The organism is Mycoplasmopsis fermentans PG18, assembly GCF_000209735.1.
GTDB classification, from domain to species: domain Bacteria; phylum Bacillota_I; class Bacilli_A; order Mycoplasmatales; family Metamycoplasmataceae; genus Mycoplasmopsis; species Mycoplasmopsis fermentans.
Map to the genome: position 1 here is coordinate 453,837 of NC_021002.1, position 22,749 is coordinate 476,585.

At 27.3% G+C, this 22,749-nt stretch carries 21 protein-coding genes and 1 pseudogene; 13 read left to right on the plus strand and 9 right to left on the minus strand.

The window, feature by feature from the left end; all coding sequences use genetic code 4:
• Positions 1–113: 113 nt before the first annotated feature.
• Both MBIO_RS02085 and MBIO_RS02090 read right to left on the minus strand, forming a co-directional pair.
• On the minus strand, positions 114–392 hold the full coding sequence (locus MBIO_RS02085; protein WP_258408923.1) for a hypothetical protein: 279 nt from the start codon (positions 390–392) through the stop codon (positions 114–116).
• A gap of 156 nt (positions 393–548) precedes the next feature.
• Complete coding sequence (locus tag MBIO_RS02090; RefSeq protein WP_013354619.1) at positions 549–1,664, minus strand: MAG5150 family histidine triad lipoprotein; 1,116 nt, start codon at positions 1,662–1,664, stop codon at positions 549–551.
• A gap of 482 nt (positions 1,665–2,146) precedes the next feature.
• Here MBIO_RS02090 and ligA point away from each other — a divergent pair, with 482 nt between their 5' ends.
• Positions 2,147–4,129: an NAD-dependent DNA ligase LigA gene (gene ligA / locus MBIO_RS02095; RefSeq protein ID WP_013526880.1), complete on the plus strand. Its 1,983-nt coding sequence runs from the start codon at positions 2,147–2,149 to the stop codon at positions 4,127–4,129.
• A 99-nt stretch (positions 4,130–4,228) separates the two neighbouring features.
• A complete protein-coding gene (gene tpiA, locus MBIO_RS02100; protein ID WP_041593979.1) occupies positions 4,229–4,978 on the plus strand; it encodes a triose-phosphate isomerase in 750 nt (249 codons plus the stop codon).
• A 90-nt stretch (positions 4,979–5,068) separates the two neighbouring features.
• Here the strand turns inward: tpiA and nagB are convergent, their stop codons facing one another.
• Both nagB and nagA read right to left on the minus strand, forming a co-directional pair.
• Positions 5,069–5,806: a glucosamine-6-phosphate deaminase gene (gene nagB, locus MBIO_RS02105; RefSeq protein ID WP_013354622.1), complete on the minus strand. Its 738-nt coding sequence runs from the start codon at positions 5,804–5,806 to the stop codon at positions 5,069–5,071.
• 12 nt (positions 5,807–5,818) lie between these two features.
• Positions 5,819–6,916 (minus strand): N-acetylglucosamine-6-phosphate deacetylase, encoded by a 1,098-nt coding sequence (nagA, locus tag MBIO_RS02110; RefSeq protein ID WP_013354623.1) that lies wholly within the window; start codon positions 6,914–6,916, stop codon positions 5,819–5,821.
• Positions 6,917–7,148: 232 nt separating this feature from the next.
• Between nagA and MBIO_RS02115 the strand changes: the two genes are divergently transcribed.
• Entirely contained in the window at positions 7,149–8,333 is a 1,185-nt protein-coding gene (locus MBIO_RS02115) for a phosphoglycerate kinase (RefSeq protein WP_013354624.1), read from the plus strand.
• Positions 8,334–8,387: 54 nt separating this feature from the next.
• On the opposite strand, the gene MBIO_RS02120 is transcribed toward MBIO_RS02115, so the two are convergent.
• On the minus strand, positions 8,388–8,762 hold the full coding sequence (locus MBIO_RS02120) for a PTS sugar transporter subunit IIB (RefSeq protein ID WP_013354625.1): 375 nt from the start codon (positions 8,760–8,762) through the stop codon (positions 8,388–8,390).
• A 151-nt stretch (positions 8,763–8,913) separates the two neighbouring features.
• Between MBIO_RS02120 and trpS the strand changes: the two genes are divergently transcribed.
• The 6 genes from trpS (at position 8,914) to MBIO_RS02145 (ending at position 13,294) form a co-directional block, all read left to right on the plus strand.
• Complete coding sequence (gene trpS / locus MBIO_RS02125) at positions 8,914–9,915, plus strand: tryptophan--tRNA ligase (RefSeq protein WP_013354626.1); 1,002 nt, start codon at positions 8,914–8,916, stop codon at positions 9,913–9,915.
• An 11-nt stretch (positions 9,916–9,926) separates the two neighbouring features.
• Positions 9,927–10,148 carry a cysteine hydrolase family protein gene (locus MBIO_RS05320; RefSeq protein WP_408634333.1) on the plus strand — a complete coding sequence of 74 codons (222 nt, stop codon included), beginning with the start codon at positions 9,927–9,929 and terminating at the stop codon, positions 10,146–10,148.
• 30 nt (positions 10,149–10,178) lie between these two features.
• Positions 10,179–11,927, plus strand: coding sequence for a threonine--tRNA ligase (gene thrS, locus MBIO_RS02130; protein ID WP_013354627.1), 1,749 nt, complete (start codon positions 10,179–10,181; stop codon positions 11,925–11,927).
• Positions 11,920–12,387, plus strand: coding sequence for an MAG3450 family membrane protein (locus tag MBIO_RS02135; RefSeq protein WP_013354628.1), 468 nt, complete (start codon positions 11,920–11,922; stop codon positions 12,385–12,387). The genes thrS and MBIO_RS02135 overlap by 8 nt, the downstream gene beginning before the upstream one ends.
• Before the next feature lie 95 nt (positions 12,388–12,482).
• Positions 12,483–13,010 (plus strand): cysteine hydrolase family protein, encoded by a 528-nt coding sequence (locus MBIO_RS02140; RefSeq protein WP_013354629.1) that lies wholly within the window; start codon positions 12,483–12,485, stop codon positions 13,008–13,010.
• A 2-nt stretch (positions 13,011–13,012) separates the two neighbouring features.
• Complete coding sequence (locus tag MBIO_RS02145) at positions 13,013–13,294, plus strand: Smr/MutS family protein (protein ID WP_013354630.1); 282 nt, start codon at positions 13,013–13,015, stop codon at positions 13,292–13,294.
• Between the two features lie 54 nt (positions 13,295–13,348).
• Here the strand turns inward: MBIO_RS02145 and MBIO_RS02150 are convergent, their stop codons facing one another.
• From MBIO_RS02150 to deoD, 4 genes and pseudogenes are all read right to left on the minus strand, one after another.
• Positions 13,349–14,662 (minus strand): MAG2810 family protein, encoded by a 1,314-nt coding sequence (locus MBIO_RS02150; RefSeq protein ID WP_013354631.1) that lies wholly within the window; start codon positions 14,660–14,662, stop codon positions 13,349–13,351.
• 126 nt (positions 14,663–14,788) lie between these two features.
• A pseudogene (deoC, locus tag MBIO_RS02155) lies at positions 14,789–15,457 on the minus strand (deoxyribose-phosphate aldolase).
• 22 nt (positions 15,458–15,479) lie between these two features.
• Positions 15,480–16,775, minus strand: coding sequence for a pyrimidine-nucleoside phosphorylase (locus MBIO_RS02160; protein WP_041594213.1), 1,296 nt, complete (start codon positions 16,773–16,775; stop codon positions 15,480–15,482).
• 13 nt (positions 16,776–16,788) lie between these two features.
• Entirely contained in the window at positions 16,789–17,493 is a 705-nt protein-coding gene (deoD, locus tag MBIO_RS02165; RefSeq protein ID WP_013526885.1) for a purine-nucleoside phosphorylase, read from the minus strand.
• Positions 17,494–17,882: 389 nt separating this feature from the next.
• Between deoD and pfkA the strand changes: the two genes are divergently transcribed.
• From pfkA to obgE, 4 genes are all read left to right on the plus strand, one after another.
• Positions 17,883–18,875 carry a 6-phosphofructokinase gene (gene pfkA, locus MBIO_RS02170; protein ID WP_013526886.1) on the plus strand — a complete coding sequence of 331 codons (993 nt, stop codon included), beginning with the start codon at positions 17,883–17,885 and terminating at the stop codon, positions 18,873–18,875.
• A 226-nt stretch (positions 18,876–19,101) separates the two neighbouring features.
• Entirely contained in the window at positions 19,102–19,926 is an 825-nt protein-coding gene (locus MBIO_RS02175; protein WP_013354636.1) for a Cof-type HAD-IIB family hydrolase, read from the plus strand.
• A gap of 186 nt (positions 19,927–20,112) precedes the next feature.
• Positions 20,113–21,081 carry an ATP-binding protein gene (locus MBIO_RS02180; protein ID WP_013354637.1) on the plus strand — a complete coding sequence of 323 codons (969 nt, stop codon included), beginning with the start codon at positions 20,113–20,115 and terminating at the stop codon, positions 21,079–21,081.
• Positions 21,082–21,395: 314 nt separating this feature from the next.
• On the plus strand, positions 21,396–22,664 hold the full coding sequence (gene obgE, locus MBIO_RS02185) for a GTPase ObgE (RefSeq protein WP_013354638.1): 1,269 nt from the start codon (positions 21,396–21,398) through the stop codon (positions 22,662–22,664).
• The last annotated feature ends 85 nt before the right edge of the window (positions 22,665–22,749 follow it).

Genomic DNA, 22,749 nt, shown 5'->3' on the forward strand with positions numbered 1-22,749 from the left:
TTCATTTACTGTTAATGTGCAATTTTTTTGAAGCTCCGGATTTATAAAAAGATATAATCATAGAAACTACCTTGAATTCATTGGTAGTAATCATCAAAAATGTTTTGATATGGTTATTTTCATTTGGATAGAGTGAATAAAAAAATCAATGCCTTATCAGCAAAATTTAAATACTTTTTACTCTTTCACATTTTTTCAAATAAAGATTTTGAACTAATCTTTTTGAACAAAGATTCAGTTTTAGTTTCAGAAATTTTAGAATTTGCCGTTTTCTCTGGTAATAATTTTTTATTAATTATTATTTGTTTTTTTTCTGATTCTAACTTGTCATAATTTAATCCATAGTTTTGAAAGAATGTTGAAAAAGTATCAAAATTTCCTGTATAAGACATAATTTCACCTCCTTTCTATATTTAGTTTGATAGAAAGAAGAAAAAAACAAGCTTTATGCTTGTTCTCTCATTTAAATTCATTCCCACAATTAGTTTACAGCACCGACCTGTTTTTTAAATTAATCTGTTTTATAGTTGTTTTGGTAAAATACCAGTTTATTCAAGTTTTGTTCCATCAGCTAAATCTATGGCTACAAAAATGTCTTTAATTTTACTTTTGCCAATTGTATATCTAGTTATTTCTTGTAAAACATTAACAGCTTCTTGACATCTTCTTTTAGCATCTTCAGCATAGTTAAAACCAGCATTTAAAAAGTTGTCATCTTGGATTTTGTTAATAAAATTAGTAAAATCATTTTTTGCTTTTTCTCATATTTCTGCTAATTTTTTATGACCGCTTTTTTTAAGTTCTTCTTCAATAACTAGAACATCTTTTTCAAAGTTTTCTTTAATTTCTTTTCTTAAAGTTAATATGACATTGTATAACTCATAGATCATATTTCCAATTGCATGTGAGTGATTATGACCACTGTTATTACTTGAACTACTATAATTTGAAACTAATTCTTGATTGCCTTTTTCTTTTCAAGCTTTTGGATGTAAATTAGCAATAATATTTGAAATTGATTTATAGTCCGTACTCAAAACAGTTTCTCAGTCTTCATTTAAAATTTGTTTATTTTTTTCAAAATATTTATGCTTAAGAATATAGAATCTACTTCTTTGTTGTTGATTTTCATCGTCTTCTGTTAAACCATCTAATAATCTTGAATCATTGAATATTTGAGCGTTAACATCTAAAGCTAAATAAAGCATTTTATCGAAGAATTGGTAAAATTTGTCTTTTCCACTTTGACTTGTAAAAAAGCTCAATTTGTCTTTAAAATTAACTGCTGATTCAACTTCTTTCATTAAAGTATTTAATTCAACATTATCACTATTTATTATTCCGGTTTGACTGCTGCCAATTATCATATCCATCATGTCACATATTTGAGCTATGTTTTCTTGATTTTTCGATAATGTCATATCTAATGATTTGTCATACAAAACATTATTGTCATATTCAAAAGACAAATTAATTCTAGCTTTATTGATTAAGTCTAAATATTTTTCGATTTTATCGACAACTGGATTATTATGAATATTTTTTTTTGATCATTTATTTGTTGAATTTAATGTGCAACCCGCTGAAATTATTAAGTTTGGTGCTATTATTGTAGGCAACAAATAAAGTAATATTTTTTTTCTTTTGATGAATGATTTATTCATAAAAACTCATCTCTACACTAAAAATTAGTATTTTTTATACATTTATTATATATTAATCACTCAAAAAAACGCAAAAAAGAAATTTTTGCCTTTGAAGGTGTTAAAATATAGTTGCAGCCTTGAATAAGCTGTCTACACAAGCACAGGTTCGAATTTTATAAAAAAATTAGAAATGAGCTGTGTATTATAATTCGATTTAATTTTTCTTTTTTCCCTTAAAGAAAAATTGAAACAAGCGTGCGGAGTATGCTATTTAATTTACAAAATTATTTATCATTTTTTTAATACCCTTTCTATTCTATTTTTTCATCACATTTACTTACCTTTATTTTTTCTGTCTATTTTTTTATGTAAAGGTTAAAAATTTAAAACACGCTTCTCTGCACTTTAGTGTTTTAAACAAAATATTATATTAATAATAATGCAGGTTAACGCCTGTTTTTTTATTATATAATTTAACAAATTAATAAATAAGGAGAGCTATGAATGCTTTAGATATTAAAAAGAAAATTATTGAATTAAGTAATAAATTAAACCAATGAAATAAAGAATATTATCAAGATAATAATCCTAGTGTTAGCGATTTTGAATATGATAAAGCTTTACAAGAATTAGAACAATTAGAAAAAAAATATCCTCAATTTATTTATGTTAATAGTCCTACTCAAAAATTAGGATCTTTTGCTGATAATAAATTTAAAAAAGTAGTTCATCAAAAACCAATGCTTTCTTTATCTAAAGCATATGACTATAGTGAAATTGAAAAATATGTCAATAATATTGAAAAATTAGTTCCAATTGAAGACATCAATTTTTCAATTGAGCCTAAAATTGATGGTCTTTCAATTTCACTTCATTATAATCATGGCTTCTTAAACCAAGCTTTAACAAGAGGTGATGGTCATGAGGGTGAAGATGTAACTGAAAATATTTATCAAATAGCTTCAATACCAAAAATAATTAATTATGATGCTGAATTAGAAGTTAGAGGTGAAGTATTTTTACCTAAAGCTGAGTTTCAAAGATTAAATGAAAATTTAATTAAAGCAGGCGAAAAACCTTTTTCAAATCCAAGAAATGCAGCAAGTGGGACTTTAAGACAATTAGATCCTACTATTGTTAAAAATAGACAACTTGCTTCCTTTTTATATGAATTAGTTGAGCCTCAAAAACATAATATTACCACTCAAGAACAAGCTTTAGAATTCTTTCAAAAATTAAATATACCCACTAATCCATATCATAAAGTAGTTGAAGTTGAAGAATTGGAAGAAGCAATTAGTTTTTTTGCTGAAATGAAAAATAAACTCAATTATGATGCTGATGGTTTAGTAATTAAGCTAAATAATTTAACCTATTGAAATAAAATGGGTAAAACTGCTAAGTTTCCAAAACATTCAATTGCTTTTAAATATGAAGTTGAAACAGCAATTAGTACTATTAAAGATATTAAAACCACAGTGGGTCGTACTGGCAAAATTACTTATGTTGCAAGTTTAGAACCCGTTGAATTAAATCAAACAATAGTTAGAGCAGCAACTCTTCATAATTATAATTTTATTGAAGACTTAAACATTAACATTAATGATCAAGTTCAAATAGTTAAGGCTGGTGAAATAATTCCTAAAGTTTTAGCTTTAGTTAAAAAACAGTCTAAAGGTGTTTTTGGTAAAACTTTAGAATGTCCTTCTTGTGGCAGTGTATTAGTCGAAATTGAAGATAATGTTGATCAATTTTGTGTTAACAAAAATTGTCCTGAAATGACAATTAATGCAATTTATCACTTTGCTTCAAGAAAATCGTTAAATATTGTAGGTTTAGGATTAATCACAGTTAAAGATTTCTATAAACACAATTTAGTTAAAAGCATTGAAGATATTTTTAATTTACATAAACATAAAGATGAATTATTAAAACTTGAACGTTATGCAGAGTTAAAAGTTAACAATTTATTAACTAATATTGGAAAAGCAAAAGACTCGACTTTTAGTAAGGTTTTATTTGCTCTTGGTATTAAACATGTGGGTGAAAGAGCTGCAAAATTAATTTCAAAACAATATCATAATTTTGACGAATTAATTTGTGAAAAAGATGAATTGGCAAAAATATCAGCTATAAATAATATTGGTCCTAAAATTTTAGATAGCTTAAAAGAATATCTAAAAAATGAAGAAAATGTTAAACTTTTAAGAAAATTTGATGAGATATTTAATTATCAAAAAATTGCTACAGTTGCTAGTGAAAAATTAATTAATTTATCATTTGTTATCACAGGTAAATTATCAAACTCAAGGGATCACTATGTTGATTTAGTTGAAGCTAATGGAGGCAAAGTATCTTCATCAGTTTCTTCTAAAACGTCATTTCTTTTAGTAGGAGAAGATGCAGGTAGCAAATTAGATAAAGCTAAAAAATTAAATATTGCAATAATAAATGAAGAACAATTTAATGAAATGTTAAAATAGTTATTATTTTCATAATATTTAAAATAATTTTTGAGTATTTAACTAAAATACTTTGAGTTTTTATATAATTTAATCAATTATTTAGGAGTTATTATGGATATAAGAAAATATGTTGTTATTGGTAACTGAAAAATGAACAAAAATTTTACAGAAACCATGGACTTTATTTTATCTTTTAAAGATGAATACAAAAAATTAAAGAAAAACAAAGAAGCATATGCAATTAGTCAACTAAATGAATTTGCTGTTGCAATACCTCATGCTAATTTATCAGCTTATCAAATTAACAAAGTTAATGAATTAAAACTATGTGCTCAAGATGTTAGTCAAAATTGCAATGGTGCTTTTACAGGTGATGTTAGCGCTTCAATGCTACAAGATCTTAATGTTAACTATGTAATTCTAGGTCACTCAGAAAGAAGACAATATCATCACGAAACAAATGAGTTAGTTAACTTAAAAGCTAAACAAGCTCTTGAATACAATTTGACACCAGTTATTTGTGTTGGTGAAACATTAGAACAATATGAAAAAGGTCAAACAAAAGCAATTGTTAAAAAACAAATTGAAGAAAGTTTAAAAGATTTAGATTATTCAAAAATTATAGTTGCTTATGAACCAATTTGAGCTATTGGAACAGGTAAAGTTGCAACTCCTGAAATTGCTCAAGATGTTTGCCAATACATTCACTCAATTACAAGTAAAGAATTAGTTGTTCAATATGGCGGTAGTGTAAATCCTAAAAATATTAGCGATTTAGCAGCACAAAAAGACATCAACGGATTCTTAGTTGGTGGTGCAAGTTTAAATGTTGATTCATTTATTAAACTTATTACTTTAGGCAAATAATTTAGATTAAAAACAGCCCTCTTTGCAAGGACTTTTTTAATTGCGATTTTGTATTAAAACAACTGTTTTATAGTGTTATTAGTGAAATTATTAAATTTTATTTTTGATTAATTTCGCTGATAATTCATCAACAATAATTGTTACATCTTTATGATTTTGTAAAAAGCTGGCTGGACAATTTGAATTTACTGGTTTAAGTAAAGTATCATAAATTGCTTGAGCTTTTTTAGGCCCGGTTGCTAATAACATAATTTTTTTACTTTTTAAAATAGTTCCTATTCCCATAGTTACTGCTTTACGAGGAACATCTTTTTCACTAGCAAAAAATCTTTTGTTTGCATTAATTGTGCTTTCAGTTAAATCAACTACTCTTGTAATATCTTGTTCTTGACTATCTGGTTCATTAAATGCAATATGACCGTTTTCGCCAATACCTAAAATAGTAAAATCAATACCTCCAAGTTTTTCAATTACTTGTTCATAGCTACCATTTTGATGTTCTTTTTCATATTTTATGACATCAGGAAAATTGATATTTTCTCTTTTAACATTAATGTGATTAAACAAATTATGATCCATAAAATAATGATAAGAATGTTCATTTTTTAAATCTAATCCAAGGTATTCATCCAAGTTAAAAGTAACCATTTTACTAAAATCAATTTTACCTTTTTGATAATCTTCAATTAATAATTTATATAAATCTAAAGGTGTTGAACCTGTGGCAAAGCAAATTCTTGAATCTGCTTTTTTAGTAATTTGATTCTTAATTAAACTTAATGCTTTTTGTGCTACTGCTAAAGCATCTTTTTCAATATATACTTTCATTTTTACTCCTTATTATTTGACTTTTTGCCCATCAATATAAACTTCTTTAATATCTAAAGTTTTTAAATCCATTAAAACTAAATCTGCTAATTTATTTGCTTTAATTTGTGCTCGATCTTTTAAATTATGAGCTTTAGCTGCATTATATGAAGTTAATTTAACAATATCACGATAATCTAAATCTAATGAAGCTAAATTTTTAAATGAATCATGTAAGCAAATTCCACTTCCAGCTATAGTTGTTGTGCCCTCTAAATAAATTGTTAAACCATGTTTTTCAATATTAATTCCACCTGAAATGCTTTTACCATCAGGTCCATAAGCAGGTCGAATTGCATCGCTAACACACATTAAGTGGTTTATATCTTTATGATTAAGCGTAAAAACTATACTTTCTTGACAAATGTGATGAAAATCAACAATTAATTCACTATAAACATCATGTCTTTCTAATGAAGCTTCTAAGATTCCCGGTTTTCTTGAATCAATTCCACTCATAGCATTTCATAAGTGACAAGTATTAGTTGAACCCAAATCATAGTATTTCATAGCTTGATCATAGCTTGCAGCTGAGTGACCAATTGAAGGCATAATGTCATTTTGAACCATAAAAGGAACTAATTTTTCTTCAACCATTAAAGGATCATAACTAATTTTTTTCAATTGATGATTTGAACTATTTAGCATTTCTAAAATATCTTCTCTAGTTGCTCTTCTTAATCATTCTAATTTGTGAGCTCCTTTTTTAGCCTCTCCAATAAAAGGACCTTCAATATGAATACCAATGTTTTTAGCACCTTGACATTTTGCTAAAGCAATATTTTTTAAAGCAATCTGAATATTTTCTCAACTTGCTGTCATTGCTGTAGGCATAAAACTAGTAATTCCATTTCTAGCTAAATTTAAACTAATATCTTCAACTGCTGCACTACTATCCATTACATCCTTATTCATAAAACCATGAATATGAGTGTCAATAAAGCCTGGAACTAATAAATATTGAGCCTTATTTTTAGTTGGAGTTATTTTAGTAATTTTTTTACTAAACTCAATGTCAGCACACTCAATAATTTGGTTGTGATTAACTATTTTAACGTTTTTTATTAGCATTTTTACCTCATTTGTTTTTTAATAATTTAATTATATTACTTAACTTTTTTTGCCTAAATTAAAAGCAAAAAATGGTAAATAAATTACACTTATTTGCTTTATTTTTGAAAAACCTTTTCAATAAGGTTTCATTTTCACAAATTTTTATTTTTTCCTCTATTTATATGTACATAAAGCATTTAATTGTTTATAATATAAACATATCTTTTAAATAATTGAGGAGTTATTATTTATGAAAAAAACTATTGACGATTTAGTATTAAAAGGCAAGAAAGTTTTAATGAGAGTTGACTTTAATGTGCCTCTTAAAGATGGTGTTATTACATCAAATAAGAGAATTGTAGCTGCTTTACCTACAATTGAAAAAGTTATCAAGGAAAAAGGAAAATTAATTTTATTTTCTCACTTAGGACGCGTTAAAAGTGAAGAAGATAAAGCTAAAAACAACTTATTACCTGTAGCTAATGAATTAGCCAGATTACTTAAAAAACCAGTACTTTTTGTTGACTCAACTAGAGGCGCTGAATTAGAAAAAGCAATTGCTAAAATGGAACCAGGCGAAGTGATTTTAGTTCAAAACACTCGTTATGAAGACTTAAACGAAAAAGCTGAAAGTAAAAACAATCCTATTTTAGGAAAATACTGAGCTGAATTAGGCGATGTATTTATTAATGATGCTTTTGGTACAGCTCACAGAGCACATGCTTCTAATGTTGGTATTGCATCAAACATTAAAGAAAGTGCTATTGGTTACTTAATGGAAAAAGAAGTTAATGCTTTAACTAAAGCTATCAAAAACCCTAAGAAACCTTATGTAGCTATTATTGGTGGAGCTAAAGTTAGTGATAAAATTCAAGTTTTAGAAAACTTAATTCCACTTGTAGACAAAATGATTATTGGTGGTGGAATGGCATATACATTCTTAAAAAGCCAAGGATACAAAATTGGTAAAAGCTTAGTAGAAGATGAATTTATTCCTTTTGCTACAGAATTCTTAAAGAAAAACAAAGATAAAATCATCTTACCGGTTGATCATGCATGTGCAAAAGAATTTGCCGATGTAGAACCAGTTGTTTATGGATTAGACATTGATGACAATTACGATGGACTTGACTTAGGACCTAAATCAATCGAAAAATTCGTATCTGCTTTAGAAGGCGCAAAAACAGTTGTTTGAAATGGACCTATGGGTGTTACAGAATTTGAAAACTACAAAACAGGTACTTTAGAAGTTGCTAAAGCTGTTGCTGCATTAAAAGGTTGCTACTCAATTGTTGGTGGTGGTGACTCAGTTGCTGCTGTTCAAAAACTTAAAATGGAAAGCAAATTCTCACATGTTTCAACAGGCGGTGGAGCAAGTCTTGAATTCTTACAAGGTATTGCACTTCCAGGTGTAGAAGCTATTCAAAATAAATAGTTTAAAAATAATAAAAAATGCGTAAAGCTCTGTTTTATAGGCTTAAACGCATTTTTACTTTTCTAAATATTCATTCATTTCAAGAGCTAACTTACGTGCATAATCACCAATAACTAATGAAATTTTATTAGTGCTAATCATAATTCCTGTAATGAATTTTGTATCTTGCAATTTATCCATTTTTATTAATGTTTTATCTTTGATTAAAACTTTAATATTTGAAATGCTTGCATTTACTTCTTCTATGTTTTCTTTGCCACCAAGGTTGTCTACTAATTCAACAACTTTGATATTTGAAGGTAGTTTAATATTAACTCCTTCTTTTTTAATCTTTTGTTCTTTTTTATTTTTTAGGTGTCAATATAATCAACAAAAACCTAAAGTTACAATGGTTAAAAGAACAACTAAAAATTTATCTTTTTTACTCATATTTTTATTATACAAAATAAAATTTAAAAGCAAATTAATAACTTTGAACTAAATTTAATTTATTACATTTCTCTTTATCTTTTACAAAGATAATAAAATTGTTGTAAAATAAAAAATAGTTATATATGCTTAAATAAAAAAAGAGGTAGTTATGAGCAAAAAAAGATTATTAAGTGGTATTAAACCAACAGGTGATTTAACCCTAGGAAATTACATTGGAGCTTTACGTAATTTTGTTAAATTACAAGAAAATTATGATGAAGCTTACTATTTTGTAGCTGATTTACATGCTTTAACAACAGGTTATGTTGATCCTAAAGAGTTATACCAAGCAAGAAGAGAAATAGTAACAATGTATTTAGCATGTGGCTTAGATCCTAAAAAAAGCACAATATTTTACCAAAGTGATGTTGTTGAACATACTTTGGCTCAATGACTTATGACTACTGAAATATCAATTGGTGAATTAAGCAGAATGACTCAATTTAAAGACAAAAGTCAAAAGATGTCAAAACAAGCTAATGGTACAGAAAAAATTCCAGTTGGCTTATTAATGTATCCAGTTTTAATGGCAGCAGATATTTTAATTTATAATCCTGACTTTGTTCCTATTGGTGAAGACCAAAAGCAACACTTAGAGTTAGCACGGACTATAGCAGAAAGATTGAACCGTGATTATAAAACGAACTTTAAGTTAGCAGAAGGAATTATTCCTCCAGTAGGCGCTAGAATTATGTCACTAACTGATCCAACTAAAAAAATGTCAAAAAGTGACAAAGGCACTAAAGCAACAATTTATCTTCATGATGATCCTGAAGTTGCTTACAAAAAAATTATGAAAAGCGTCACAGACAGTGAAAACAAAGTTTACATTTCGGAAGATAAACCTGGAGTATTAAACTTATTAAATATTTATGCTTCACTAACTAATAAAACTTTAAAAGAAGCAGAAAAAGAATTTAAAGACAAAGACTATGCTCAATTCAAGAGTGCTGTAGCAATAGTTGTCAAAGATGAATTAACTAAAATTCAAGCTAATTATGCAAAAGCAACCAAAATGGTTGATAAAGTTGTGGCCGAAGGCGCACAAAAAGCTCAAGCAATCTGTCAACCTATTGTTGAAGATTTGATGAAGAAAATGGGGTATAGATAAAATGGCAAAAGATAAAAAAATATTACAAAAGTGTTAAACCTGAAGAAATTTATATCTGTGGAATAGACACAGATTGTTGTGTTCAAGCAACAGCAGTAAACTTATTTGAAAAAAGGATTAGACCAATAGTTTTAAGCAATTATTGTGCTTCAAATGGCGGTCCTGAATCTCATGAAGCAGCTCTTAAAACATTATCAAGAGCAATAGGCAAAGAAAACATTATTCAACTATAAAACAGTTGTTTTAGAAAAAAGAAGGTATATATGAAAATACAAGTAGACAAGTTACTTAATCATACAACAAGTCACCTTTTAGGTGCCGCAGTTGAAAAACTTTATCCAGAAGTTAAATTAGGTTTTGGACCTGCAACCGAAGAAGGTTTTTACTATGATTTCGAATTTAAAGAACCTTTAAGTGTTAATGAATTAAGTAAGATTGAAAAGTTAATGAAAAAATTAGCAAGCAGGAATCTGGTAACTATTCAAATTCCTGAAAAAGATTATGACTTTAAAAACAAACCATATAAAAAAGAACTATATGATGAATTAAAAGCACAAGGCAAAAAGATTACTTTTTATGCTCTTCAAGATCCTCTTAATAAAGAAATAATATTTAAAGATTTATGTGCTGGTGGTCATGTTGAAAGTACAAAAGTTATTAAAAACTTTAAACTTTTAAGTATTGCTGGAGCTTACTGAAGAGGTAACAGTGACAATATCCAATTAACAAGAATTTATGGAACAAGTTGAAGCAAAAAAGAAGAATTGGATAACTATTTAGCAATATTAGCTGATAGAAAAGAAAGAGACCACAGAAAGCTTGGTAAAGAAATGAAAATTTTTGCTATGCATCCTTTATGCGGCCAAGGTTTTCCAATTTGACTTGAAGATGGAATGTACATTCATAATGAAATTAAAAACTTAGTATTAAAAATGGACCGTAAATATGGATTTACTGAAGTTTTAACTCCACACTTTGGTTCAGAAGACTTATACAAAACCAGTGGTCATTTAGCTCACTATAAAGATGATATGTTTGCACCATTAGTTATTGAAAACGAAAGATTGATTCCTCGTCCAATGACTTGTCCTCACCACATTGTGTGTTATAACTTAGAAAAAAGATCATATCGTGATTTACCAATTAGATATTCAGAACAAAGTCAACTTTATCGTTATGAAAAATCAGGTGCTTTAACAGGACTTGAACGTGTTAGAGGAATGCTTTTAACTGAAGGTCACTTATTTGTTAGAGAAGATCAAATTGAACAAGAAATTAAAAGTATGTATCAATTAATTGAAGAAACATTAAAAATTTTCAATATTGATATTAGCTATATTTCACTTTCACTTCGTGATAAAAATGACAAAGAAAAATACTTTAATGACAATAAAATGTGAAATAGCGCTGAAAAAATGCTTAAAAAAGCTCTTGATGATATGGGAGTTAAGTATACAACCGTTGTTGGTGAAGCTGCTTTTTATGGACCAAAAATTGATATTCAAATTGACACAGCACTAGGCCATGAAATTACTGTTTCAACCATACAATTAGACTTTTTACAACCTAAAAACTTTGATATTACTTATACAGATAAAAATGGTAAAGAAGCAAGACCGGTTATGATTCACCGTGGTTTAATCGGAACTTATGAAAGATTTGTTGCTATTTTACTTGAACAAACTAAAGGTAACTTACCATTCTGATTAGCGCCAAAACAAATTACAATTATCCCTGTTAATTTAAATGAAAATTTAGATTACTCTAGAAATATTTTCAATAGATTATGAAATTGTAATTTCAGAGTCAAGATTGATGATCGTGATGAAAGATTAAATAAAAAAATTCGTGAGGCTCAAATGTCAAAATCAAAATACCAAGTGATTTTGGGGGCTAATGAAGAAAAAGACAAAACAATTTCTTATCGTGAATATGGTAAAGAAGATACAAAAACTGTGACAGTTGAAGAATTTATCAACATTCTTACAAAATTAAGAAATAACTATGAATAGTAAACAAAAGAAAAAAGAAGTTAAAACATGAAGACCATTAGTCAATGTATTATTTACATTGCTCTTTTGTGTTGTTTTTCCTTTTGTTTGATGATTATTTGCAACTGTTGATTATCATAATCAAAAAATTACAAATTTAGCAATTTGTATTTCGGTAATTGTTATCTATTCACTTTTAATAATAGGATTAAATATTTTGCTTCATTATTTTAAAGTTTTAAATATTAGAAGTTATAACTTTAATATTCCAATTCTTTCAGTTTTCTTGTGAATTATTTTAACTTCATACATATCTAAATTTAATATTTATGCTCGTGTTGGAGTAGCTATTGCAGTAGTAGTTGTAATTACTTTAATAGTTAACTTTACAACAGGTAAAATTGAAGATAATATGGAGAAAAAAGCTAAACAATTAGAAGAAGAAAAACTTAAAAAAGAAATTGAGGATTTGAACAAATAATACTATAAAACAGTACTATAGGTAAATTCTAATAAAAAAATTATCAATAAATAAAACTAATTTATAATATTATTAATTAGTAGAGGAGTTTAGTAATGAAAAAAATAATCTGTGTTATTGACATGCTTGAAGGTTTTTGCAATGAAGGCGCTTTGGCAAGTCCAATAGTTAAAAAAATAATACCTAATATTGAAAAAGTATTAAAAGACAATAAAAAAGAAGACAATTTATTTATTTGCGATAGTCATAATACTTTTGATTTGGAGATGAAACAATATCCACTTCATTGCCTTAAAGACACAAAAGAGGCTGAAATTGTTAAGGAATTAAAACCTTATGTTAAAAGTGTTTTAGAAAAAAATTCAACTAATGCATTTCATCTTTTTGACAAAAAACTAATTGAAAAATATGATCAATTTGTTTTGACTGGTTGTTGCACAGATATTTGTGTTTTACAATTTGCTTTGAGTTTAAAAACATATTTAAATGAAAATAGAATTGATAAAAAAGTTATTGTTTTAAAAGATGCTGTTGCCACATTTGATGCTCCAGGACATAATGCTCAACAATTTCACAATTTCACCTTAAACTTAATGGCTAATGCAGGCATTGAAATTCAATAATTATGACTAAAACAATTGATTTACATAAATTAAATGTTGAACAAGCTACTTCAAAAGTTATTTTAGCTTTAAGTGAAGCCCAAGAGAAAAAACTTACTTCTTTAGAAATAATAACTGGTTATGGTAGTGGTGCTCTCAGAGCAAGAACTCTAGAATTACTAGAATCTGAAAATTTAACTTATATTGAAGAAGGACCAATGGTAATTGTTTATTTTTTTAATAATAATGAAGATGAAAACGATGATAATTTTTCAGATATAGAATATCAAAAGAAGTTCCAATAAAAGTGGGATTTCTTTTTATTTAATTAAAAAGCAAAATAAAAATAGCTTGTTAGGCTATTTACTATTTTTTGATTGTGTTTGATTATTTTCCTGATTATTATCTTTATTTTGTTCTTTTTCACCTTCAAAAGTTAAATCACTTTCTAAAGGCTTGTTGACAATTTCTTCTTTGACTGATATTTCAAGTCCAAAAGGAACTAATAATTGTAAAGCTAAGTATATTAAATAAAAGTCATCCATTAATTTATTTGTTAAGGTTTCAATAATATCTTCTTTATTAATGGTTTTGGCTTCAAAGATTAAATCAATTAATTCAAAAGGAATGTCAAATCAAATAAATGCTTCTGTATTTCTAATTAAGAATGATAAATTATTTAATAAATATTTTTTATTCGCTTTAGTGTTAGGAACACTAATTTGGCTAATAGTCAATTCATTGAAAATTTCATTTAAGAATTCTAAATTATTTTTTTGATCTAATCAAGCTTTTAAAACAGCATGATTATTTGATTTAAGTAAAAGTTTTTCGTAAGCTTTTGGTAATTCAACGCTTGTGTAATCACTTGGTGTATAGAAGTTATCTTTATCAAAGAATGACACATTTACTTCGGGATTTAGTTCTCTAAGTTTAACGGCAATTCCGAAGCGTTTAACACTTAGTTTTTGTTCGATTAATTGTCCATATGTTCTGCTTTTAGCTTTAATTAATTGTTTCTTAAGTTTATGATTAATTGAGGCTAAATCATGTCAAATGTTGCCTTCGTAGTAAACATTTTGCATCTTTAAATATTGGTTATCAGTTAAAGCTTCATATTGTTCATATTTTTTATGGATTGGAGCAAAACCAAATTCAAAATTTTTGAAATTATGTGTGTTTTTATAAAAATTGATTAAGTCATAATTTTTGTGAATTTTGTTATTTTCATCAACGATATTTTCTTTGTAACCAAGAGTAAAGAAGTTAAATAATTTTTTGATTAATTTATATTTATCAAATTTGGTAATAACATCTTTCAGCACATATTTTTTAGCTTTTTGTCCTATTAAAAGAACAATTAAGCCAGGGATAGTTAAAGTTAATGAAATACCAAATAGCATGCCAAAGAATCATTCACTATTGTTTTCGAAAAATGTTTCTTTTTTGCGAAAGTAAAGAGCAAAAAGGGCAATGGTTGTTATTAATAATAAAAGACCTAATAAAAATATTCCAACGCCACTTCATAAACCGCCTTTAGCTCAATTAATCCTTTTGCTTTTCTTTTTATCAGCATAATAATTATTAATTAATTGAGTAGTTAATTTGTTTATTGTTGGACGTTTAGAACGAATAAAAGCTTCTTTTGAAATTAACTTATTTGATACTGACATTTGACCTCATTTCTATACGTATTATTATAATATTAATTATTTAATTTATTTATTATTTTGTTGTTTTTAGTATAAAAAACTTTTGCCTAAGCAAAAGTCAAAAATGGTAATTTTATTAATGTATATTTAGTACCCTTCTTTTGAAGATTTACCTTCAACAATGGCAACTGAACGGCTTGTTCCGAAACGGTTTGCGCCAGCTTAAGCCATGTTGATCATGTCATCTTTGTTGCTGATTCCACCAGCAGCTTTGATTAATAATTTGTCTCCACAAACACTTTTCATGATTTTAACATCTTCAAGTGTTGCGCCTCTTGTTGAGAAACCTGTTGAAGTTTTAATGAATTCAGCATCAGAAGCCATAACGATTTCAGTAGCTTTTCTAATTTCAGCTTCTGTTAATAAAGCTGTTTCAATAATAACTTTTAAAACATGTTTGCCGCATGCTTTTTTAACCGCTTTAATGTCTTCTAAAACATAGTCATAGTCACCCATTTTCATTTTTCCAATTTGAATAACCATGTCAATTTCATCAGCACCAGCTTTAATAGCTTCTTTAGCTTCAAATGCCTTAGCACTTGTAAGCATAGCACCTAAAGGGAAACCAATAACTGATGTAATTCCAATGTTTGTTTTAGTTAATTTTTCTTTGCAGTATGCAACTCATGATGAATTAACACAAACAGTTTTGAAGTCATATTTCTTGGATTCATCTAATAAATTATCAATTTCTTTATTTGTCGCATCAGCTTTTAAATAAGTGTGATCAATCATTTTGTTGTAATTAATTTGCATAATTTTTTCTCCTAATTTTTTATTATTTCAACTTAGCAATTATAATCTTATTTTCAACTTTTGAATTGCCAATTTTGTAACCTGTTTCTAATTCTTTAACTAAATTCTTGTCAATCGGATTTGAAGAATAAAGAGTAAATAGTTTTTGCCCTTTAGTTACTTTATGATTTGTTTTAGCGTGAAGAGTAATTCCTGCTTCAAAGTCAATACTATCTTCTTTTTTAGCACGGCCGGCGCCAAGTTTCATAGCTATAATACCGAAAACTAATGAGTCAAAAATATCTAAGTAACCATCTTTAGCAGCAACAATATCTAAAGAATGTTTTGGACTTCAAAATTTAGGATCTTGTAATGCTTTAACATCACCACCTTGAAGTTTGACAAATTCATAGAATTTTTCAAGGTCTTTGCCATTTTTAATAACTTCTTCAACTTTTTTAAGCCCTTCAGCATGAGACTTAACTAATTTGGCTTGTTCTAAAATAGTTGCGCATGAAGAATAAACTAATTCATTGAAATCTTCTGGACCTTTGCCTTGAAGAGTTCAAATAGCTTCTAAAACTTCATTTTTGTTTCCAATTTCACAACCAATTGGACGGTTCATGTTGGTAATTTCTGCACGAACATCAACGTTTAATTCTTTACCAATTGAAATCATAGTTTTAGCTAATTCTTTAGCTTGGTCTTCATTTTTCATGAAGGCGCCTTTACCGCATTTAACATCTAATAAAATAGCATTTGAACCTGTAGCTAATTTTTTAGACATAATACTTGAAGCAATAAGAGGAATTGAGTTAACACAAGCAGTAACATCTCTTAAAGCATAAAGTTTTTTATCAGCTGGTACTAATTCTTTTGATTGAACAATAACTGAAATATTATGTTTTTTAACTTGTTCAATAAATTGACGTTCAGTTAATTCAACATGAAATCCTGGAATAGATTCAAGTTTATCAATTGTTCCACCAGTGTGGCCTAAACCTCTACCACTCATTTTCGCTACTGGAGCACCTAAAGCGGCACAAATAGGAGCAACTGCTAAAGTAGTTTTATCTCCAACTCCACCTGTTGAGTGTTTATCAACTTTAATCCCTGGAATTTCACTTAAATCAATAACTTCACCTGAGTGCATCATGGTTTTAGTAAAAGTTGCTAATTCTTTTTTTGCCATTCCTTGGAACATAACTGCCATTATAAAAGCAGCCATTTGGTAATCAGGTGTATTACCTGATACATAAGAAGTAATTAAGAATTCAATTTCTTGAGTTGTTAATTCTTTACCTTCTCTTTTCTTTTCGATTAAATCAACGACACGCATTATTTAACCTCCCTTATTTTGCAACACCTAAAGCAATTTCCATCATGTTTTTGAAAGCTGTTTGTCTTTCTTCGGGTGTTGTTTCGTCATTTGTAATTAAGTTGTCACTAACTGTTAAAAGACATGCTGCATTTTTACCTAATTTTTCAGCATTAGTAAATAAAGCATATGATTCCATTTCAACACAAAGCGCATGTGTTTCATCGATTCTTTGTTGAAGAGGAACTGATGAATAGAATACATCTGAAGAGTGTACACGGCCTAAAGTTAATTTAATGTTCAAATTTTTAGCCACTTTTTCAATTTCTTTATTTAATTTAGCACTAGGTAAAGCTACATGGCTTTTGTCTCCTAAAACTAAACGACGATAACTAGCACCATCTGCATAAGCTTCAGTTGCTAAAATCGTTTCATATAGTTTGATTTCTTTTTTGTATGAACCAGTTGTACCGATTCTAATAATGTTATCTACATTGTAGAATTTGAATAATTCATATGAATAGATCCCAATTGATGGACAACCCATTCCACTTCCAGCGATTGTTACTGGACGACCTTTATATGTACCTGTATACATGTACATGTTTCTGACAGTATTAACAAGTCTATATCCTTTGTCTAAAAATGTTTCAGCAATAAATTTAGCTCTTAAAGGATCTCCTGGCATTAAAACTGTCTTAGCAATATCACCTTCTTTGGCATTAATGTGTGGTGTCATAAAATCTCCTTAAATTAATGTTAAATAAGTACTTTCAAGTTTGGTTTATATTTAATTTCAAGTACATTATTGGACATCAACTAATAGAAATCTGATAAAGTGCGATTTAAGTAGTATTAGCGATTTAGCTTAATATTTTCTATATTAAACATCCGGTTATAATTTTAACATATATTAAATTTAAAATATATAAATATCACTATTAGAGCTATTTATTTGATTTTTTTAAGCTAAAGGTGTCATTTTTTCATATTTTAGTTGCCTAAAAAATACAAAAATAAAAATATTTTCATATTTGTTAATTATCAGGCTAAATAATATTTTTATTTAGAAACTACTTTTTATATAATTAGTTAGATATTTAGATACTTTTTTTGTCGAGGTGAATTATGAAAAAAATTAAGAGAATTGCTATTCTAACTTCAGGTGGCGATGCTCCTGGAATGAATAGTGCAATTAGAGCAGCAGCTAAAATGGCTCGTAGTCGTGGAATTGAAACATTTTTAGTATATGAAGGTTACAAAGGATTAGTTGATGATAATATTGTGCCTTCAACAAAAATTGATTTAGATTTCTTTAACAGTCGTGGAGGCACTTGTATTTATTCAGCAAGGTATCCTCAATTTAAAGATCCAGAAATTCGTGAAATTGCTATTAAAAATTTAAACAAACGTAAAATTGATGCTTTGATAGTTATTGGTGGTGATGGTTCTTATGCAGGAGCACAATTATTACATGAAAAAGGAATTAAAACTATTGGACTTCCAGGGACAATTGATAATGATATAGCTTCAAGTGATTTTACTATTGGCTATGATACAGCTTTAAATACAGTTGTTAGATGTATTGACCAAATTAGAGATACAGCAGCAAGTCATAAAAGAATTATGATTATTGAAGTTATGGGTAATAACTGTGGTGACTTAGCATTACACACAGGACTTGCAACAGGGGCAGAAGTTATTGCAACAAGTGAATACCGTCTTGATGAAAAAGAAATAGTTAAAACTTGTGTTGAATTAACTACAAATGCTAAACCTGTTAGAAGAAATATTACAATAGTTGTTAGTGAAAAATTATATAACATTAAACAACTAGCTAAAGACATTGAAAAAGCAACAGGATGAGAAACTAGACCTAATGTTTTAGGACACATTCAACGTGGTGGTAATCCTTCAGCTCAAGAAAGAATTCTAGCTTCACTTTTTGGAATTAAAGCTGTTGAATGTTTACTTGAAGGTAAAAGCGGTGTGGCTATTGGAATTATTGATAATGATATTGTTGCTTCACCAATCTCAGAAGCATTAAGTATGATTAATAAATCTAAAGCTAAAGTTAGAAATAAAGCAATTAAATTTAATGAATTAAACCGTTTAGATTAATCAATTATAATGTCATTTATTTGGCATTATTTTAATTTTTTAAGCAAATTTTTCATTATTTTTTTTAGAAAAATATTTAAGCTTATTTTTTGAATAATAAACCTATAAAACAATGTTTTTGGTAAATTACACTATTTGCTTTAAACTAAGATTTTTAAAAAAATGTTTTTGTTTTTTTAATAATAAATTATTATTATATAGGCGCATTTAGAGAAAGGGGCAAATTATGAGTCAAAAAGAAGATAAAAAACCAATAGTTTTTAGTGATGTTGATGGTACACTTTATGCTCGTGATTGTTATGTATCAAACTTCAATTTAAACATCATTAAACAAGATAATTTAAGTTTTAATATTGCTACTGGTAATCCAATTTGTCCAAGAATGTTAAAACTTGCAAAATTAGTAGATGCTGATTATATGATTGGATCTTCAGGTGTACAAATTTATGATTACAAACATAATAAATATTTACATGAAGAATATCTTAAAGCAAGCGTAGTTAAAAAGATTTTTAAACTCTTTAAAGAAAGCAAAGTTTCAGCTGCTGCTTGAAGTAGTGATGTTTTTTATGTATTTAAAGAAGCAGATAAAGAATTCCTAAATAAAATTTATTATCGTTATGAAACTTTTGAACAATTCGAATTATATGAAGATCAAAAAGACATTAAAAAAGTAGCCAAAATTGAAGTTTATTTTGAAAACACTCCAAATGTTGGCGATTTAATTAAAGAACTTGAAAAACTTGATTGCCAAGTAATTGTGACACATATGAATCTTGAAATTATTTCTAAAGGAGCTTCAAAAGGAAATGCTATTCTTTGACTTCTAAAACATGTATTAAAAGGATATAACCCAGAAGAAGTTATGGTTATTGGTGACAGTGAAAATGATTATTCAATGTTCCACAAATTCAACTATTCTTATGTTATGGATAATGCTAAAGATGAAGTTAAAGATAAAGCTAACTTTATAACCAAAGCCGTTCAAGAACATGGTTTAGGTTATGCTGTTATGGATTATTTAGAAAAATTTAACAAGAGAAATAACTAGTCAGTGTACTAGTTTTTTTAATATTTTGAATATTTTTAATAAAAAATAAGCAAATTTGTCAAAAAACCTGCAATATTACATACTTTTTTTACAAAATTAATCAAAAATTAATCAAAATTGTTAAAAAAGTCTGTCATTATGACAAATTAATTGTATAGTTTCTTATATAAATATAAGGAGTTGACTATGACTATTGAAAGAGATAAATATTTAAATGGTCTTTTAGAATGAAAAGATAAAGACATTGTAAAAATAGTAACTGGTCCTCGAAGAAGTGGCAAAACTTTTTTATTATTTAATCTTTTTGCTTCTGAATTGTTAAAACTTGGAGTATTGAGTCAAAATATTATTCAAATAAATTTAGAACTTGAGGAAAATAAAAAACTAAGAAAAAGTCTTAATCTTTTAAACTTCATTAAAGAACAAATAATAAATGAAAACAAATATTATGTTTTAATCGATGAAATTCAAAATGTTAAAAATTTTGAAGATTCAGTTAATTATTTATTAAATATTAAAAATGTTGATCTTTATATTACTGGCAGTAATTCTAAATTTTTATCAAGAGATATTGAAACTCAAATTAGTAGTCGAGCTACAGAAATCAAAGTTAGACCATTAACATTCAAAGAATTTTACAGTGTTAAAAAAGAATTAAACATCGATGAAGTTTTTAAAGAATATTTGACTTTTGGTGGTATGCCTTTTTTAGTTAATTTAAATTATGAAAGCAAAAAGAAATATTTAAAAGAACTTTTTGAAACTACTTATATTAATGATATAGTTGAACGCAATAAAATAAAAAGTGATGAATACTTACAAGAATTTGTTGATTTTTTAACTTCTAATGTTGGTTCATTAACTAACAATTTAAATATCTGTAATACATATAAAACACTAAAACAAAACAATATAGCCTACTTTACTATTGATAAATATCTTAAAAATTTATCTCATACATATTTGATTGATTTAGTACAACTATTTAATTTAAAAGGAAAAAGAATAATCAAAAGATTAAACAAAATTTATTTTTATGACTTAGGAATTAGAAATTCAAGAATCGGCTACAACAATATTAAAATCGAACATGCAATTGAAAACATTGTTTACAATGAACTAGTTATAAGAAACTATGATGTAAATATTGGTTAAATTAAAGTTAGAGAAAAAAATAAAGATAATCAATTAATCACCAAAAACTTAGAAATAGATTTTGCGGCTTCGAAATATGGTGAAGAACTTTATGTTCAAGTAGTTGATAATTTAGAAAATTTTGACATTTTAAAAAGAGAAATTAAACCTTTTTTAAAATTAAAAAATAATTATCCAAAATTTATTTTATATCGCACTAAAAATATTGACATTGACAATGTAGATGGTATCAAATAAAAAGTATTTGTGATTTCTTATTAGAAAAATAATTATTTATATATAATTAAAAAACTTAATTTAATATAGGAGGAACTATGGCAAGATTTATTGATGAAATCAAAATAACTCTTCAAGCTGGTAAAGGTGGAGATGGCATGATCTCTTTCCGTCGTGAAGCTCATGTTGACAAAGGCGGACCAGATGGAGGAGATGGTGGAAGAGGCGGAAACATCTATTTTATAGGTGATTTAGGAAAAAACACTTTACTTAATTTATATGGAAATAAAAAGATAACTGCTGAAGATGGTATTAATGGCGGGCCTAAAAATCTTTATGGTGCAGCTGGCAAAGACACCTATGTTAAAGTTCCTCTTGGTACTGTTGTTTATAAAAATAATAAAGTGGTAGCTGATATTATTGAGCCTAATAAAAATTATTTAGTAGCTCAAGGTGGCCAAGGTGGCCGTGGCAATATGAAATTTAAAAGCCCTAGAAATACAGCTCCTAGAATTTGCGAAAATGGTACAAAAGGCGAAAAATTTGAAGCACATATTGTACTTAAAGTTATGTCGGATGTTGGTGTAGTTGGTAAACCTAGTGCAGGTAAAAGTACACTACTTTCAGTAATTAGTAACGCTAAAGCAAAAATTGCTGAATATGAATTTACAACCTTAGTTCCTCAATTGGGATTGGTTAGATATTTTGATAATTCATTTACTGTAGCTGACTTACCAGGATTAATTAAAGGTGCTAGTTTAGGTAAAGGTTTGGGTTTTCAATTTTTAAAACATATTGAAAGATGTCGTGTGATAGCTCATATTATTGACTTTGGTTTAAGTGAAAAAAATCCAATTGAAGACTATGAAACTATTAATAATGAATTAGCTTCATATAGCATGCATTTAGAAAATAAACCACAAATTGTGGTCGCTAATAAAAGTGATATGCCAGATTTTAAAGATCATCTTAAAGCGTTTAAAAAGAAATATCCTAAAGTTAAAGTTATAGTAATTAGTGCTTTAGAGCAAGAAAACCTTGATCAATTAAAAGCTGAGCTTTGAAAAGTTATTGAAGCAAATAAAACTACTCCAGTAGCTGAAGTTGAAGAAGTTGAAATGGTTGAAATTAAACTTGAAGATGATTTCACTATTGCAAATCCATATCGTGGTTTCTTTGAAGTTAGTGGGCCAAAAGTTGAAAAAATCTATGAAAAAATCCCTCTAATTTCTTATGATAATTTGATTAGATTTAATAATATGCTCAAAAAAATTGGTGTATGAGATGATTTAATTAAAAAAGGAATTGAACCAGGTGATACTGTTCGAATTTTAGATTATGAATTCGAATGAGATGGCGAATTTTAGATAAATTTTTAATTAAGTTTAATTGATTGATAGTATTAAAAATTAAAAACATTTTAAATGTAATATAATTTTATAGAATTATTTT